The sequence below is a fragment of the Histidinibacterium aquaticum genome (assembly GCF_008710275.1).
In the GTDB taxonomy this organism is placed as follows: Bacteria; Pseudomonadota; Alphaproteobacteria; order Rhodobacterales; family Rhodobacteraceae; genus Oceanicola; species Oceanicola aquaticus.
Genome location: NZ_VYQE01000001.1, coordinates 841,694 through 855,670 on the forward strand (window position 1 = coordinate 841,694; position 13,977 = coordinate 855,670).

General features: G+C 69.3%; 16 protein-coding genes and 1 tRNA gene. 6 read left to right on the forward strand and 11 right to left on the reverse strand.

Going from position 1 to position 13,977, the window contains the following annotated elements; translation table 11 throughout:
* Positions 1-42: 42 nt before the first annotated feature.
* Both cobU and F3S47_RS04230 read left to right on the forward strand, forming a co-directional pair.
* Positions 43-567 (forward strand): bifunctional adenosylcobinamide kinase/adenosylcobinamide-phosphate guanylyltransferase, encoded by a 525-nt coding sequence (gene cobU, locus F3S47_RS04225; RefSeq protein ID WP_150443944.1) that lies wholly within the window; start codon positions 43-45, stop codon positions 565-567.
* Positions 564-1,142 (forward strand): histidine phosphatase family protein, encoded by a 579-nt coding sequence (locus F3S47_RS04230; protein WP_150443945.1) that lies wholly within the window; start codon positions 564-566, stop codon positions 1,140-1,142. Before cobU ends, F3S47_RS04230 begins: the two co-directional genes overlap by 4 nt.
* On the opposite strand, the gene puuE is transcribed toward F3S47_RS04230, so the two are convergent.
* Positions 1,139-2,554 (reverse strand): allantoinase PuuE, encoded by a 1,416-nt coding sequence (gene puuE / locus F3S47_RS04235; RefSeq protein ID WP_150443946.1) that lies wholly within the window; start codon positions 2,552-2,554, stop codon positions 1,139-1,141. The two genes, F3S47_RS04230 and puuE, sit on opposite strands and share 4 nt — an antisense overlap.
* Positions 2,555-2,649: 95 nt before the next feature.
* On the opposite strand from puuE, the gene uraH reads away from it, so the two are divergent.
* Complete coding sequence (gene uraH, locus F3S47_RS04240; RefSeq protein WP_150443947.1) at positions 2,650-2,991, forward strand: hydroxyisourate hydrolase; 342 nt, start codon at positions 2,650-2,652, stop codon at positions 2,989-2,991.
* Here the strand turns inward: uraH and F3S47_RS04245 are convergent.
* From F3S47_RS04245 to F3S47_RS04260, 4 genes are all read right to left on the reverse strand, one after another.
* The gene (locus F3S47_RS04245; RefSeq protein WP_150443948.1) at positions 2,988-4,502 is read right to left on the reverse strand and encodes a YifB family Mg chelatase-like AAA ATPase; all 1,515 of its coding nucleotides are present in this window, start codon (positions 4,500-4,502) and stop codon (positions 2,988-2,990) included. The two genes, uraH and F3S47_RS04245, sit on opposite strands and share 4 nt — an antisense overlap.
* Before the next feature lie 55 nt (positions 4,503-4,557).
* Complete coding sequence (locus F3S47_RS04250; protein WP_150443949.1) at positions 4,558-5,232, reverse strand: glutathione S-transferase; 675 nt, start codon at positions 5,230-5,232, stop codon at positions 4,558-4,560.
* Between the two features lie 77 nt (positions 5,233-5,309).
* The gene (locus F3S47_RS04255) at positions 5,310-5,969 is read right to left on the reverse strand and encodes a GntR family transcriptional regulator (RefSeq protein WP_150443950.1); all 660 of its coding nucleotides are present in this window, start codon (positions 5,967-5,969) and stop codon (positions 5,310-5,312) included.
* Positions 5,970-6,000: 31 nt separating this feature from the next.
* The gene (locus F3S47_RS04260; protein WP_150443951.1) at positions 6,001-6,693 is read right to left on the reverse strand and encodes a M48 family metallopeptidase; all 693 of its coding nucleotides are present in this window, start codon (positions 6,691-6,693) and stop codon (positions 6,001-6,003) included.
* A 105-nt stretch (positions 6,694-6,798) separates the two neighbouring features.
* Here F3S47_RS04260 and F3S47_RS04265 point away from each other — a divergent pair, with 105 nt between their 5' ends.
* Both F3S47_RS04265 and F3S47_RS04270 read left to right on the forward strand, forming a co-directional pair.
* Positions 6,799-7,131, forward strand: coding sequence for a TIGR02300 family protein (locus F3S47_RS04265; RefSeq protein WP_150443952.1), 333 nt, complete (start codon positions 6,799-6,801; stop codon positions 7,129-7,131).
* 92 nt (positions 7,132-7,223) lie between these two features.
* Positions 7,224-7,299 (forward strand) — tRNA-Ala (locus F3S47_RS04270).
* A gap of 102 nt (positions 7,300-7,401) precedes the next feature.
* On the opposite strand, the gene F3S47_RS04275 is transcribed toward F3S47_RS04270, so the two are convergent.
* The 6 genes from F3S47_RS04275 to F3S47_RS04300 form a co-directional block, all read right to left on the reverse strand.
* On the reverse strand, positions 7,402-7,773 hold the full coding sequence (locus F3S47_RS04275; protein ID WP_150443953.1) for a hypothetical protein: 372 nt from the start codon (positions 7,771-7,773) through the stop codon (positions 7,402-7,404).
* A 123-nt stretch (positions 7,774-7,896) separates the two neighbouring features.
* Positions 7,897-8,958: a molybdenum ABC transporter ATP-binding protein gene (gene modC, locus F3S47_RS04280; RefSeq protein ID WP_150443954.1), complete on the reverse strand. Its 1,062-nt coding sequence runs from the start codon at positions 8,956-8,958 to the stop codon at positions 7,897-7,899.
* Entirely contained in the window at positions 8,955-9,647 is a 693-nt protein-coding gene (gene modB / locus F3S47_RS04285) for a molybdate ABC transporter permease subunit (protein ID WP_150443955.1), read from the reverse strand. The genes modC and modB overlap by 4 nt, the downstream gene beginning before the upstream one ends.
* Positions 9,644-10,390 (reverse strand): molybdate ABC transporter substrate-binding protein, encoded by a 747-nt coding sequence (modA, locus tag F3S47_RS04290; RefSeq protein ID WP_150443956.1) that lies wholly within the window; start codon positions 10,388-10,390, stop codon positions 9,644-9,646. Before modA ends, modB begins: the two co-directional genes overlap by 4 nt.
* 81 nt (positions 10,391-10,471) lie before the next feature.
* Positions 10,472-10,837 carry a winged helix-turn-helix domain-containing protein gene (locus tag F3S47_RS04295; protein WP_150443957.1) on the reverse strand — a complete coding sequence of 122 codons (366 nt, stop codon included), beginning with the start codon at positions 10,835-10,837 and terminating at the stop codon, positions 10,472-10,474.
* A 42-nt stretch (positions 10,838-10,879) separates the two neighbouring features.
* Complete coding sequence (locus F3S47_RS04300; RefSeq protein WP_150443958.1) at positions 10,880-11,608, reverse strand: response regulator; 729 nt, start codon at positions 11,606-11,608, stop codon at positions 10,880-10,882.
* A 162-nt stretch (positions 11,609-11,770) separates the two neighbouring features.
* Between F3S47_RS04300 and F3S47_RS04305 the strand changes: the two genes are divergently transcribed.
* Entirely contained in the window at positions 11,771-13,900 is a 2,130-nt protein-coding gene (locus F3S47_RS04305) for a putative bifunctional diguanylate cyclase/phosphodiesterase (protein WP_150443959.1), read from the forward strand.
* Positions 13,901-13,977: the final 77 nt, after the last annotated feature.

The following is a 13,977-nucleotide window of genomic DNA, read 5'->3' on the forward strand; positions in this document are numbered from 1 at the left end:
CTACGGCGGGTGAACGCGGTCGGATCAAATATGGTTGCACAGATGACCTTGCAAAGACTCACACTCGTTCTAGGAGGCGCCGCCTCCGGCAAATCTTCTTTCGCGGAGAAACTCGTCACGGAAAGTGGCGGCGCTCCGATCTACGTGGCGACCGCTCAGGCCTTCGACGCTGAAATGGCTGAGAAAATTGCGGCGCACCGAGAATCGAGGGGCGATGGCTGGATGACCGTCGAGGCGCCCCGGGATCTGGCGGCGGCCCTGTCCGAGGTCGAACCGGGGTCTGTCGTTCTGCTCGATTGCGCGACGATGTGGCTGACAAACAGGCTTCTTGCGGACGCACCACTGGACACGGCCGGCGAAGAACTTCTCGGGGCGGTGGCGGGCTGCCGCGCCCCGGTGGTCGTGGTCTCCAACGAAGTCGGCCAGGGGATCGTCCCGGAACACGCCATGTCCCGCGCGTTCCGCGAGGCGCAGGGCCGACTCAACCAGCAGGTGGCGGCGGATGCCGACCTCGTGGTCGCCGTCATGGCCGGGCTGCCGCTGGTGCTGAAGGGCTCCCTGCCATGAGCCGGTGGTTCTGGGTGCGGCACGGGCCCACGCATCAGCGTGCCTTCACCGGTCACCGGGACGTGCCGGCTGACCTGTCGGACCTCGCGGCTCTCGAGCGACTCCGCCAGCGGCTCCCCTCCGGTGCGCTTGTCGTCGCCTCCGACCTCACGCGCGCCTCGGCCACCGCCGACGCCATCGCGCAGGGGCGCGACCGCCTGCCCGACCGGCCGGGCTTGCGGGAGTTCGATTTCGGCGACTGGGATGGCAAGGGCTTCGCCGAGGTCAGCGCCAGCAACCCGGAGCTGTCCCGGCGATACTGGGACGAGCCCGGCGACTGCGCCCCGCCCAACGGCGAGAGCTGGAATGAGGCGGCAGCCCGGGTGGAACGGGTCGTAGCGGACCTGAGGCAAGCGCATCCCGGCCGGGACATGATCGTCGTCGCCCACCTTGGCGTGATCCTCACCCGCCTCCACGCGGCCCGCGGCGGCGCGGCGCGCGAGGTGCTGGCGCAGCCGTTAGAGCCGCTTTCCCTCACCGAACTTCGATGGGACGGCCAGCGCTGGTCCGAGATCTCGGCGAACGAGACGCCTTAGCCGAAGAGCGCGCCGAGGCGCAGACGCGCGATGCGCTCGACCTGACGGCAGGCGGTCACGAACTCCGTCTCGGTATCGTTGGCCACCCGAGTCTCGAAGGCCGCGAGGATGCCGGCCTTGTCGTGGTCCCGCACCGCGATGATGAAGGGGAAGCCGTGCTTCGCGACATAGGCGTCGTTGAGCTCGGTGAAGCGCTCGCGCTCCTCGTCGGTCAGCGCGTCGAGCCCGGCGGAGGCCTGTTCCGCCGTGCTCTCCGCCGTCAGACGCTTGGCCGCGGCGAGCTTGCCCGCGAGGTCCGGGTGCGCCTTGAGAACCTGCATCCGCTCCTCGATCCCGGCTGTCCGGAAGGCCCGGGCGAGCGCGTTCGCCATCCCCGCCGCGCAATCGTGGGCCGGCCCCAGCTCCAGCTCGAAGGCCCGCTCCGCCACCCAGGCCGAGTGCTCGTAGATGCCTCCGAAGGTCTCGACGAAGATGTCGCGGCTCATGCCCGAGGGGCGCAGGCCTCCCTGGGGGGGATGATGTTCGGCCCAGTGATGCGCGATCTCGTCGCGCCGGGCGAACCAGGCGCCGCCTCGCTCCGCCACGTGGTCGAGGAAGCGGATGAGCCCGGCGATCTTGCCCGGACGCCCCACGAGGCGGCAGTGCAGGCCCACCGACATCATCGCGGGTCGACCCGCCTCGCCTTCCGCCAGCAGCACGTCGTAGGCGTCGCAGAGGTACTGACCGAAGTCCTGCCCCGTCACCCAGCCCGGCGCGGTGGCGAAGCGCATGTCGTTGGCCTCGAGCGTGTAGGGAATGATCAGCTGGTCGCGGTCGGCGACTCGCGTCCAGTAGGGCAGATCGTCGTCGTAGGTGTCCGAGATGTAGTCGAACGTCCCGGTCTCGGCGGCGAGCCGCACCGTGTTGACCGAGCACCGGCCGGTGTACCAGCCGCGCGGCGGCTCGCCGGTCACCTCGGTGTGGAGGCGGATCGCCTCGGCGATGGCGGCGCGCTCCTCCTCCTCGGGCATGTCCTTGTGCTCGACCCACTTGAGCCCGTGCGACGCGATCTCCCAGCCGGCGTCCTGCATGGCCTCCACCTGGGCGGGCGAGCGGGCGAGGGCGGTGGCGACGCCGTAGATCGTGAGCGGGATGTTCCGGCCAGTGAAGAGCCGGTGCAGCCGCCAGAACCCGGCGCGGGCGCCGTACTCGTAGATCGACTCCATGTTCCAGTGCCGTTGCCCCGGCCAGGGCTGGGCCCCCGCGATATCGGACAGGAAGGCCTCCGAGGCGCCGTCGCCGTGCAGCAGGGAGTTCTCTCCGCCCTCCTCGTAGTTCAGCACGATCTGGACGGCGACCTTGGCGCCGTTGGGCCACTTCGGGTCGGGGCGGTCGGGGCCGTGGCCCAGCATGTCGCGGGGATATCTCTGCATGGGGCGTTTGTTGCGACTGAGGCGGGGCTCCGCAAGTCCCCTTGCATTCCCGCACCGTGCCGGACGACATGGGGAGGCGACCGAGAGGAGACGAGATGAGCGGCTACCTGACGACCCATGTCCTCGACACCGCCCGTGGCGTGCCCGCCGAGGCCCTGCGCGTGGAGCTCTTTCGCCTGACAGGCGGCCGCGCGGCGCTGGCGGACATGCTGACCAACGCCGACGGGCGGACCGGGCACCCGATCCTGCCGGAGGACGACTTCACCCCGGGAAAATACGAGCTGGTCTTTCACGCGGGCGAATATCACCGGGGCACCGACCAGCCGGGCGGGTTTCTCGACGACGTGGTGATCCGCTTCGTCATGGACGAACGGGCCCACTACCACGTCCCGCTCCTGCTCTCGCCGTTCGGATACTCGACCTACCGGGGCAGCTAGGCCTCGGTGCCGAAGCTGAGCCGGAAGCTCACGGCCTCGGCGATATGGGTGCGGGCGACGTTCCCTGCGCCTTCCAGGTCGGCGATGGTCCGGGCCACCCGCAGGACGCGGTGATACCCCCTTGCCGAGAGACCGAAGCGCTCGGCGACCTGGTTGAGCAGGGTCTTTCCCTCCGCGCAGGGAGTCGCGATCTCGTCCAGGGCGGCGCCACTCGCGTCGGCGTTTACGCGGATGCCGTCGCGACCTGCAAAGCGTTTCGCCTGGATATCGCGTGCCGTGGCCACGCGTGCGGCGATGCCGGATGACGGCTCTCCCGTGGCCGGCAGATCGAGGTCGGAGAAGGCCACCGGCGGCACCTCGACCCGAAGGTCGAACCGGTCCATGAGCGGCCCGGAGATGCGCCCCATGTAGTCCTCGCCGCACTGGGGCACCCGGGCGCAGGCGCGGGCGGGATCGGCCAGGTAGCCGCACTTGCAGGGGTTGGCCGCGGCAACAAGCATGAATCGGCAGGGATACTTGACGTGGGCATTGGCCCGGGCCACGACGACCTCCCCGGTCTCGATGGGCTGGCGCAGGGTCTCCAGCACCTGCCTCGGATACTCCGGAAACTCGTCCATGAAGAGCACGCCGTTGTGGGCGAGGCTGATCTCGCCCGGCTTCGCACCGCGACCGCCGCCGATGATGGCGGCCTGGCTCGCCGTGTGGTGCGGCTCGCGGAAGGGGCGCACGCGGGAGATGCCGCCCTCGTCAAGCAGCCCGGCGAGTGAATGAATCATCGAGGTCTCAAGCGCCTCGGCGGCCTCCAGCGGCGGCAGGAGCCCCGGCAGACGCGCGGCGAGCATCGACTTTCCCGACCCCGGCGCACCGACCATCAGGAGGTGGTGACGGCCTGCCGCTGCGATCTCCAAGGCGCGCTTGGCCCGCTCCTGCCCCTTCACTTCGGAGAGGTCCGGACCGCCGCCGGTCCCGGTCACCTCTCCGGGCTTGGCCGGGTCGAGAGGGGTGCGCCCGGTCATGTGGGCGATCACCTGCGCCAGGCTCCCCGGCGCCGTCACGTCGCAGGCGCCGACCCAGGCCGCCTCGGCACCGCATCCCGCCGGACAGAGCAGCGAGCGCCCGCCCGCGGCAGCGGTCATGGCGGCGGGCAGCGCGCCCACGACCGCCACGAGCCTGCCATCGAGAGACAGCTCGCCAAGAGCCGTCACCTCCGCGACCTTGTCGGCGGGGACGACGCCGATCTCGGCCAGCAGCGCCAGCGCGATGGGCAGGTCGAAATGCGAGCCCTCCTTCGGCATGTCCGCCGGCGAGAGGTTCACGGTGATCCGCTTCGACGGCAGGGCGATCGCCATGGCGCCGAGCGCCGTGCGGACCCGTTCCCGCGCCTCGGAGACCGCCTTGTCCGGCAGGCCCACGATGGTGAAAGCCGGCATGCCGGGCGCGAGTGCGCACTGCACCTCGACGTCGCGCGCCTCGATCCCCTCGAAGGCGACCGTGTGGACGGTCGTCACCATCGCCCGCTCCCTGCTTGGCGAGGACAGGGTTAACGGCCCGGGGGTTTCGGAACGGTTAACCGGGCCAGGGGGCTTTCGGCAGGTCCATGTCGTAGTGCGGGACGTGGCGGTTCTCGGCCAGACCCTCCGCCCGCCATTCGAGAAAGGCCGGGTCGCTCAGATGCGCGTCCACATAGGCCCCTGCCCTCTCCGAAACCGGCAGACCGTAAGTCACGATCCGCGTCGCGACCGGCGCATAGAAGACATCCGCCAACGAGTAGTCGCCGCAGAGCCAGGGCCCGCCGAACCGGTCGAAAGCGGCGGTCCAGATCTCCTCGATCCGCCCGAGATCGGCCAGAACCTCCGGCCCGGGTCGGAAGCCCTCCCACCGGTGGCCCAAGTGCATCGGGCAGGCGGAGCGCAGGGCGTCGAAACCCGAGTGCATCTCTGCCGCCAGCCACCGGGCCCGCGCCCGCGCGGCGGGATCGGAGGGCCAGAGGCCTGCTTCGGGATGCCTCTCGGCCAGGGTCTCGGCGATGGCGAGCGTGTCGCCGATCACCTCGCCCTCCGGTGTTTGCATCACCGGAACGAGCCGCGCGGGGGCGAGCGGGGCCAGCCCCTCCGCGAAGGCCCCGGAATAGAGCGGGATCAGGTGGCACCGCACGGGGAGGCCGAACTTGGCGAAGGCCAGCCAGCCGCGCAGGGACCAGCTCGAGTGCAGGCGGTCGCCGATATGAAGGTCGTAGGTCATGCCGCGAACCCTAGCCGGGCGGCGACCTCCCGCGGAAACGCCGATTTGTGTGCCCGTGCTTCACGCCGCGTGATGGGTCAGCCTTTCAGCATCCTCAGGCCTTGGGTCGCATCTGTCCGCACGGCGAGCCGCAGCCCGGGCTCGTCCCCTGCCCTCAGCGCCGCCAGGATCAGGCGGTGATTGTGGGGGGGCTCGGTCCTCTGCAGGCGCCCGTAGAGCGCCGCCATGGTCGGCCCGAGCTGGAGCCAGACGGTCTCTGCCATAGCGAGCATCGCCGGTGCCTGGGCGCGGAGGTAGAGCGTGCGGTGAAACTCCAGGTTCTGCCGGATGTAGCCGGCCGCGTCGTGCCGGTAGACGGTCTGCGCGACCCGCTCGTTGATGGTCTGCAGCCGCTCGATCAGCGCAAGGTGCGCCCGCGGGAGCGCCCGGCTCGCCAGCTCCGGCTCGAGCAGCGCGCGGATCGAGGCCAGTTCCTCGATCCGGTCGTCGGTGAGCTCGGGGGTCGCGACCCGTCCGGAGGAGGAGAGCGACAGCGCCCCCTCGGCCACGAGTCGTCGCACGGCCTCGCGCGCAGGGGTCATCGAGGTCCCGTAGTCCCGCCCGATCCCGCGCAGGGTCAGCGCCGCGCCGGGCAGGATTTCGCCATGCATGATCCGCCCGCGCAGGGCCCGGTAGACCCGGTCATGGGCCGCTCCGGTCGGCGCGGCAGGTTCCGAAGGGCGGGGCGTCAGCAGCATGACGGGATTAGCCGTCGACCGGCGCGCCGGGTCAAGCGCCGAAGGAAACGCGGTGCAGGGCCGGCCCATTGTCGCGCAGCCAGTTGCGATGAGCCTTCCAGCCGGGGCAGCGGGACTCGACCAGCGCCCAGAAGCGGGGACCGTGATTCATCTCGGCAAGGTGCGCGACCTCGTGCAGGGCGACGTAGTCGAGCACCTCGCGCGGGGCCATGATCAGCCGCCAGGAATACATGAGGTTGCCCTCGGACGAGCAGGACCCCCAGCGGGACCGCGTATCGCGCAGCGTGATCCGTCCGTACCGGCGGCCCAGCGCCGCCGCGTGCCGGTCGGAGGCCTCCGCGAGCCGCTCCCGCGCCGCGAGCTTGAAGAAGGCGGAAACTCGCCGTCCCAGCTGGTCCGGATCGCCCGGGACCAGCAACCGCTCCCCCTCTGCCCGCGGGGCCCGGACCGAGGCCGCCTCGAGCGTGTGCGCCCGACCCTCGAAGGGAACGGTGCCGCCGATCTCCAGCGGCTCCGGCGCGCCCATCCGGCCGAGGTGACCGCGTAGCCAGGTCTCCTTCTCCCGCGCGAACCGCTCCCCCTCCCTCTGGGTCACGCCGCGCGGCAGGGTCAACGTCACGCGCCCGTCGAGCTGCGAGACGCGCAGGCTCAACCGGCGCGCCCGCGCCGACCGGCGCAGCGCGATGGAAATCGGGGGGTTGCCGAGCCGGAGGGTATCGCCCATATCCGCCTTTCCCGTCGCACCGCGGCGCGAGGTTTTGACACTGCCCCGGCCTTATGGCAGGGGGACGCATTCCGCTGCAAGACGCATCGAAGGACGAGAACCGACATGCCCAAGGAAGAGTGGGGAACGAAGCGAGTCTGCCCGACCACGGGCAAGCGCTTCTACGACCTCAACGCGAATCCGATCATCAGCCCCTACACGGGCGAAGTGGTCGAGATCGAGACCGGGAAGACCCGGACGATGGTCGCTGACGCCGAGGACGCCCAGTCCAAGAAGTCGGAAGAGTCCGACAAGGATGACGAGAACATCGTCCTCGACGATGACGACAACAATGATGACGCCGATCTCGGCGACGACGTCCTCGAGGACGACGACGACGAGGACACCGTCTCGCTGGACGATCTCGCCGACGTTTCGGACAACGACAGCGAAGACTGATTTTCCTGTGGGGAGGCGGGGATTTTCCCTTGATCTCCCCCGGGCCGCGGCGTAGAGAGCCGCACGTTGCGACAGGGTCGCGACACCAAGGCGGGGCCTTAGCTCAGTTGGGAGAGCGCTTGCATGGCATGCAAGAGGTCAGGGGTTCGACTCCCCTAGGCTCCACCAAATCCCCCATGGAAATAACCACCTGGCTCCGGCACTTTCGTCAGTTGGCTTACCTGCGCGTTCCGGTGCTCGCCTTGGGACATCTACAGCCGCAAATTGGAGTCAGCCCCGGCTCGAGCTCTCGGATGAACTCGTGAGCCCCGCGGCGCGCGTGCCGATCAGCGAAGCGAGCAGGAGGAGCAGCGCGGCCCCCATGGCGATGGCCAAGGGCCAAGATCCCGCGACCCAGGCTGCCCAGATCGCAACCGCCTGAGCGACCGCGACGAGTACGAGCAGGACACGCTCAAGCCTCCACGGAAGCCACTTCAAGCGCACCAGGAGGCTCGTTGCCGCAATGAGCGCCGTGCCAGCGACCAGCCAGAGGCTTTCGATTCGGCCCGACGACCCGATGGTCGTCCCGAGAAAGGCGCCCAAGGCAATGGCGAGCGCGATAAAGGTGCATAGAATCGAGAGTGTGAACAGGTGTCTGGGCATTCGCACGCCCTCCCCGGCGCTACCGATCCAACGGCAGTCGAGCGGCGATGTTCCTCTTGCAGCCGAGGCTCAAGGCGGACGGCGGTTTTGCAACCCATTGTCGAGAGAGGTTTTTCCGCCCTTTCAGAGCGTGACGGTCTTCACGATGGCGTGGCAGCCCAGACCCTCCTTCAGCCCCAGCGCGGAGGCCGAGCGGCGCGTGACGTAGGACAGCACCGGCCCGGCCGGCGTCTCGAGACGGACCAGAACCCCGGGGCCCTCCGCCTCGGTCACGGTCTCGACCCGCCCGGGCAGGACGTTGAGCGCCGAGATCCGCTCCGGTGGGTCGAGCGAGAGCATGACGTCGTGTGCCGCGATGCGCAGCCGGGTCTGAGCCCCGACCTTCCCCGCGTGGCCCGGCACAAAGAGCGGCAGGCCTCCCGCGTCCAGTTCCGTCAGACCGTCAGCGTGATGCGCCGCGACGCGCGCCTCCAGCACCGCGCCCGCCGCGCGCGGACCGACCGGCGTCACCGACGGGTTCCCCAGGATTTCGAGCGCGGGACCCTGCGCGATCACCCGCCCGCGCGAGAGGGCGACCACCGTCGTCGCAAGCCGGGCGACCTCCTCGGCCGAGTGACTGACGTAGAGAACCGGGACGCCGAGGTCATCGCGAAGGCGCTCGAACAGCGGCAGGATCTCCGCCTTGCGCGCCGCGTCCAGGGCGGCGAGCGGCTCGTCGGCGAGGATCAGGTCGGGCGACGACAGCAGCGCCCGGCCCAGCGCAACGCGGCTCTTCTCACCGCCAGACAGCGCCCCCGGCCTCCGGTCCAGCAGGGGGCCGATGCCGAGAACCTCCGTGATCGCGTCGAGATCGCCAGGGCGTCCTCGCCGTCCCGCGAAGCGCTGTCCGTAGCGCAGGTTTCCTCGCACCGAGAGGTGGGGAAACAGGCGCGGTTCCTGGAAGACGTAGCCGATGCGGCGGCGGTGCGGCGCAACCTGTATGCCGCGCTTCGTGTCCAGCAGGACCCGACCGTTCGACACGATACGTCCCTCGTCGGGCCGGGAGAGACCGGCCACGCCGTTGACGACGCTCGTCTTTCCGGCCCCTGACGGTCCGAACAGCACCGTGATGCCGCTTGCCACCTCGAAGTCGACGTCGAGGACGAAGCCGGGCAACCGGCGCGAGATTCGGACCTCCAGCGTCATCGGCCGGAGACCCGCCGCGCCACCCGGACTGACAGCCACTCCGCCAGCATGAGCGCGCCCATGGCGATCACGATCGAGACCACGACGAGGCGCAGGGCCGAGGAGTCGCCCCCCGGGATTTGCAGGAAGGCGTAGATCGCCGTGGAAAGCGTGCGCGTCTCTCCGGGAATGTTCGAGACGAAGGTGATCGTGGCGCCGAACTCGCCCATCGCCTTCGCGAAGGCGAGCACCGCGCCGGCCAGCACGCCCGGCAGGATCAGCGGCAGCGTGACCGTCAGGAAGACCATCGGCCGCGCCGCGCCAAGCGTGGTCGCCGCCGCCTCGAGCCGTGGGTCGACGGCCTCGATCGAAAGCCGGATCGCCCGGACCATCAGGGGGAAGGCCATGATCCCGGCCGCCAGCGCGGCACCCGTCCAGCGAAAGGCGAAGACGATGCCGATCTCCTGCAACGGACCGCCGAGTGGTCCCTGCGTCCCGAAGGTCAGCAGCAGGAGGTAGCCCGTGACGACCGGGGGCAGGATGAGCGGCAGGTGGACCAATCCGTTCAGGATCTGCCGCCCCGGGAACCGCCACCGGGCGAGTGCGTAGGCGGTGAGGATACCCAGCGGCAGGCTCACCACCGTCGCCCAGAGAGAGACCTTCAGCGACAGGGCGACCGCCTCCCACTCTTCCGGCCCGAGCCAGGTCACCGGGGCAGCACCGTGAAGCCTGCCGCCTCGAAGCGGGTCGCCGCCTCCGGACCGGAGAGTGCGTCGAGAAAGGCCAGCGCCGCGGGACTGGCGTCTGCGGTCGCGGCGGCGGGATAGACGATCATCGGGTGGGATTCGTCGGGGAAGACGCCGAGCGTCGCGACCCGTGGGTCGGCCATGGCGTCGGTCGCGTAGACGATCCCGAGCGGCGCTTCTCCGGCGGCCACAAGGGCGAGTGCCGACCGGACATTGTCGGCCTGTGCGACCCGAGGTGCGACCTCGGGCCAGAGACCCAGCGATGTCAGGGCGGCCTTGCCGTAGATGCCGGCAGGGACCGCGTCGACAAGCGCCATGGCGAGGCGTCCCTCGCCGAGGAGCTCGGCCAGTGCGAGGTCGGGGCCGATGTCCACCGGTTCCGCGTCCCTGGCGCCGATCAGGACCAGGCGGTTCGAAAGCAGGTCTCGGCGCGTGCCCGGTGCGAGCAGGCCACGCTCGTCCAGCAGGTCCATCCAGTCCGAGTTGGCCGAAACGAAGATATCCGCGGGAGCGCCATATTCGATCTGCCGCGCGAGCGCCGAGGAGCCCGCATAGGAAATGCGGATTTCATCATTTGTCCGCGCCGCGTAGGACTCGGCGATCGGATCGAGGGCCGTCTGCAGGCTCGCCGCAGCGAAAACCGTGATCTCCTCCGCGGCGGGTCGGGTTGCGAAGAGGACCAGGCAGAGGGCCAGGAGCAGTCGCATTTCGGTCTCCGATATGGTCGAGCGGAAATATCGCCTCGCCACCGGTCTTTGTGCAAGTCTTTGTGCAAGCGATTCCGGCCCCTAGTCGCCGGAGGTCCGCAAGAGGCCCCTTAGGGCCTCGGCGTGGGCGCCGCCGGCCGCGCCCGCCGCACGCTCCAGCGCGCGGTATTCGTCCAGGACCCGCCGGCCGACGTCCGTCAGCCGGGCACCTCCCCCGCCCGGACCGCCGCGGCTGCTCTCGATCAGGGGGCTCCGGAACATCGAGTTCATCGTCTCGGCAAGCTGCCAGGCACGCTTGTAGCTCATGCCCATCCGCCGTCCGGCTGCTGCGATCGACCCGGTTTCTCCGATACCCTCCAGCAGATCGGCCTTGCCCGGTCCCATCCTGCTGCCGGGGCCGAAGATCACGCGGATGCGAAAGCTTGGAGGATCAACGCTACCGGACATGACGCGAAGACTGGCGCGATCCTCGGGCCCGGACAAGGGAGGTCAGCTGAGCCGACGGCTCGGCCCCTCGGGGTCGGCCTCGTCACCGATCCGTTCGATCATGGTCGCAAGGTCGTCGAGGAAGGTGACTACGTCGGTGCAGCTTCGTTCGAGCACCGTCAGCCGGGACCGCATGTCGGCATCGAGATCGTCCTGCTGGCGCAGACCGCGCGATTGCTTGAGGATCCCCGAGAGAACCATCCGCATTTCCGGTCCGCAGGATCGGGAGAAGCGGGTGATCGTGCCCTTGAGCGTGCGCCGGAGCACGCGGGATTCGCTCAGCGCCGCCAGCATCGCCCGCCGCTCGAAGGCACGCGTGACCGACATGCGCAGCAGATCGACGTTGAGGTCGTCCTTCGCGATGTAATCCGCACATCCACGGCGCATCGCCGTGACGGCGACGTCATACCGATCGATGCTAGTGACCATGATCGGCACGGCCCCTGTCTGGTCCGGGTGCGCCCCGAGTTCGCCAAGGGCATCCAGACCGGTGTCCGGCCCGAGGCAATAGTCGATGAAGACGAGATCGAACGGCGCCTCGTCGAGCGCGGCGCGAAACTCGTCGAGATCAGCGGCCTCCGTGACTTCAAGCAGCATCCCCGCCTTCTGGCAAAGCTTGCGCAGACGCATCCGGTCGATGTCGTTGTCGTCGAGGACAAGGGCCGTGAGGGACGGGCCGGCCTCCGGCGCGGCTCTGGGCAGCGGAACCTCCAGGTGGGATTCGGGCAGCATCGCGGACCTCCGTGCGTTCATCCTTCGGGGACCATCGCTGGAGGTCTCTAAGAATTCGTGAACGCACCACGGACGAAGCGAGCGCGACGGGTGGCAGCCGTTTACGGGAAATTAACTCGTCGGTGGCAGACACAAATAGAAACGTCGGGACTGGCCAGCCACATGTCAAAGTTGCCGAAGCCCGCCTCGGCGGAGCGGCCGGAGTTCGACGGTCTGCGCCAGTCGGCCATCGAGGCGCTGATCATCGATGCCGGAAGCGGCCGCATCGATGTGGCCAGCCGGGGTTACTGCGCCCTGACCGGCCACGAGGCCGAGTGGCTGGAGGGGCGCGCGCTCTCTAAGACCATGCCTGATCTTGGCAAAGGTGCCGGCCTCGAGGAACTGCGCCGGATTTCCGCCGCCCCGGGGTCGCTCGAAACGCTGGAGACCCGGGTCCTCCGTTCCGACGGTTCACCGGTCATTTACCAGGTCACCCTTGAAGCGAGCGAGCGGCCCGGCCTGCTCTTCGCCTTCTGTCGCAGCGCCACTGAGCTGAAGCAGGCACGCGACGACGCCCGCACGGCCCGGGACCGTCTGCTAACCGCCATCGATGCCTTGCCCGACGGCTTCGTCCTCTACGACGCCCAGGACCGGCTGGTGGTCTGCAACGACCGGTACAAGGAGCTCTACGCCGAAAGCGCCGAGGCGATCGTTCCGGGCGCCACCTTCGAAGAGATCCTGCGCCATGGCCTCGTCCACGGCCAGTACCCCGAAGCGCTCGGCCGCGAAGACGACTGGCTGGCCGAACGTCTGGCGGCACACAGGCTGGCAGAGACGGAGGTCGAGCAGCAGCTGCCCGGCAACCGCTGGCTGCGCATACTGGAGCGGCGGACGCCGGACGGCGGACGGGTGGGCCTGCGCATCGACATCACGCAGAACAAGACCCGCGAGAGGGAGCTGCGCCAGGCCGCCGACACCGACCCTCTGACCGGGCTGCTCAACCGCCGCGGCCTGACCGCGCGGCTCGAAGAGATCGCCGCCGCCCGCGACCACTGCGAGCGGCTGGCGGTCCATCACATCGACCTCGACAAGTTCAAGAGCGTGAACGACATGCTCGGCCACGACGCGGGCGACGCGGTCCTCATCCACGCCGCGCGGGTCCTTCGACGCCAGACCCGGTCCGCGGACATCGTCGCCCGTGTGGGCGGCGACGAGTTCGTCGTCGTCTGCCGCGATGCGGGTCCGGAGGCGGAGCTCTCGGATTTCGCCACCCGCCTGGTCGAGGAACTGTCCCGCCCCATCCGGTTCAACGGCAAGACCTGCCACGTCGGCGCCAGCATCGGCATTGCCATCAGCGGCCCCGGACCCGGTCCGGGGGAGACGCACTGTCACGAGACACCGCTGCTCGACGCCGACATCGCGCTGAAGCACGCCAAGGAGGGCGGTCGCGGCCGACACGTAATCTTCCGCCCGGGCATGCGCGACGCCGCCCGGGCCGCCGCGCAACTCAGTCACGAGATCAAGACCGGCCTCGACCGGCAGGAATTCCGCATCTGGCTGCAGCCCCAGTTCGACATCACCGGCGACCGCGTCACCGGTTTCGAGGCACTGATGCGCTGGCACCACCCGGAGCGGGGCCTGCTGGGACCGGACGAGTTCCTTCTCGCGGCAGAGACGGCAAGGCTGATCGACTCGATCGACAGCGAGGTCCTGCGGCTCGCCTGCACCGCCGCCAGATCCCTGCGCGGGGCCGGAATCGGCGAGCCGCGGGTCAGCGTGAACCTCTCGACCATGCGGCTGTCCGATCCGCGCCTGCTCGACCAGATCTCCTGGCACCTGCAGTGCGCCGGCCTCGCACCGCAGAACCTCGTGCTGGAAATCCTCGAGAGCACCTTGCTCGACGAGCGGGTGGCGAACGTGGTGGAGAACGTCCACCGCCTGTCGAACGCGGGGTTCTCCATCGAGCTCGACGATTTCGGGACCGGACATGCCGCCATCGCCAACCTGCGTCGATTCCCCGTGGACCGGGTCAAGATCGACCGCTCGCTTGTGGCGGGCCTCGACCGGGACGAGGAGCTGCGCATCATCACCACCTCGATCCTCGCGCTCTGCCGGGGTCTCGGGATCGAGGTCCTCTGCGAAGGGGTCCAGACCGAAGGGGAACGCGCTCTGCTGGAACAGGCCGGCTGTTCCGGTGTTCAGGGATTTCACTTCGCCGGTCCGATGCCGCCAGACGACCTGCTGGCCTGGCTGGCCGACCGGCAGGAAAAGGGCCGGGACAGGATGGCGCACCCGGAGCGCGCACCTTCGTGAACCCCTGTCCAAAACGCTTTGAATGGTCCCGCGCCTTCTGCTAGGCGCGCTGCAACGCATCCCTGTCCGACCGGAGG

Coding starts and splice junctions, on each gene's coding strand:
- F3S47_RS04250 (WP_150443949.1), bottom strand. CDS start 5,232: ATGACCTACGACCTTCATATCGGCGACCGCCTGCACTCGAGCTGGTCC.
- puuE (WP_150443946.1), bottom strand. CDS start 2,554: ATGCAGAGATATCCCCGCGACATGCTGGGCCACGGCCCCGACCGCCCC.
- F3S47_RS04300 (WP_150443958.1), bottom strand. CDS start 11,608: ATGCTGCCCGAATCCCACCTGGAGGTTCCGCTGCCCAGAGCCGCGCCG.
- F3S47_RS04275 (WP_150443953.1), bottom strand. CDS start 7,773: ATGCCCAGACACCTGTTCACACTCTCGATTCTATGCACCTTTATCGCG.
- modA (WP_150443956.1), bottom strand. CDS start 10,390: ATGCGACTGCTCCTGGCCCTCTGCCTGGTCCTCTTCGCAACCCGACCC.
- F3S47_RS04245 (WP_150443948.1), bottom strand. CDS start 4,502: ATGGTGACGACCGTCCACACGGTCGCCTTCGAGGGGATCGAGGCGCGC.
- F3S47_RS04265 (WP_150443952.1), top strand. CDS start 6,799: ATGCCCAAGGAAGAGTGGGGAACGAAGCGAGTCTGCCCGACCACGGGC.
- modC (WP_150443954.1), bottom strand. CDS start 8,958: ATGACGCTGGAGGTCCGAATCTCGCGCCGGTTGCCCGGCTTCGTCCTC.
- F3S47_RS04295 (WP_150443957.1), bottom strand. CDS start 10,837: ATGTCCGGTAGCGTTGATCCTCCAAGCTTTCGCATCCGCGTGATCTTC.
- F3S47_RS04255 (WP_150443950.1), bottom strand. CDS start 5,969: ATGCTGCTGACGCCCCGCCCTTCGGAACCTGCCGCGCCGACCGGAGCG.
- F3S47_RS04230 (WP_150443945.1), top strand. CDS start 564: ATGAGCCGGTGGTTCTGGGTGCGGCACGGGCCCACGCATCAGCGTGCC.
- F3S47_RS04260 (WP_150443951.1), bottom strand. CDS start 6,693: ATGGGCGATACCCTCCGGCTCGGCAACCCCCCGATTTCCATCGCGCTG.
- cobU (WP_150443944.1), top strand. CDS start 43: ATGACCTTGCAAAGACTCACACTCGTTCTAGGAGGCGCCGCCTCCGGC.
- F3S47_RS04305 (WP_150443959.1), top strand. CDS start 11,771: ATGTCAAAGTTGCCGAAGCCCGCCTCGGCGGAGCGGCCGGAGTTCGAC.
- uraH (WP_150443947.1), top strand. CDS start 2,650: ATGAGCGGCTACCTGACGACCCATGTCCTCGACACCGCCCGTGGCGTG.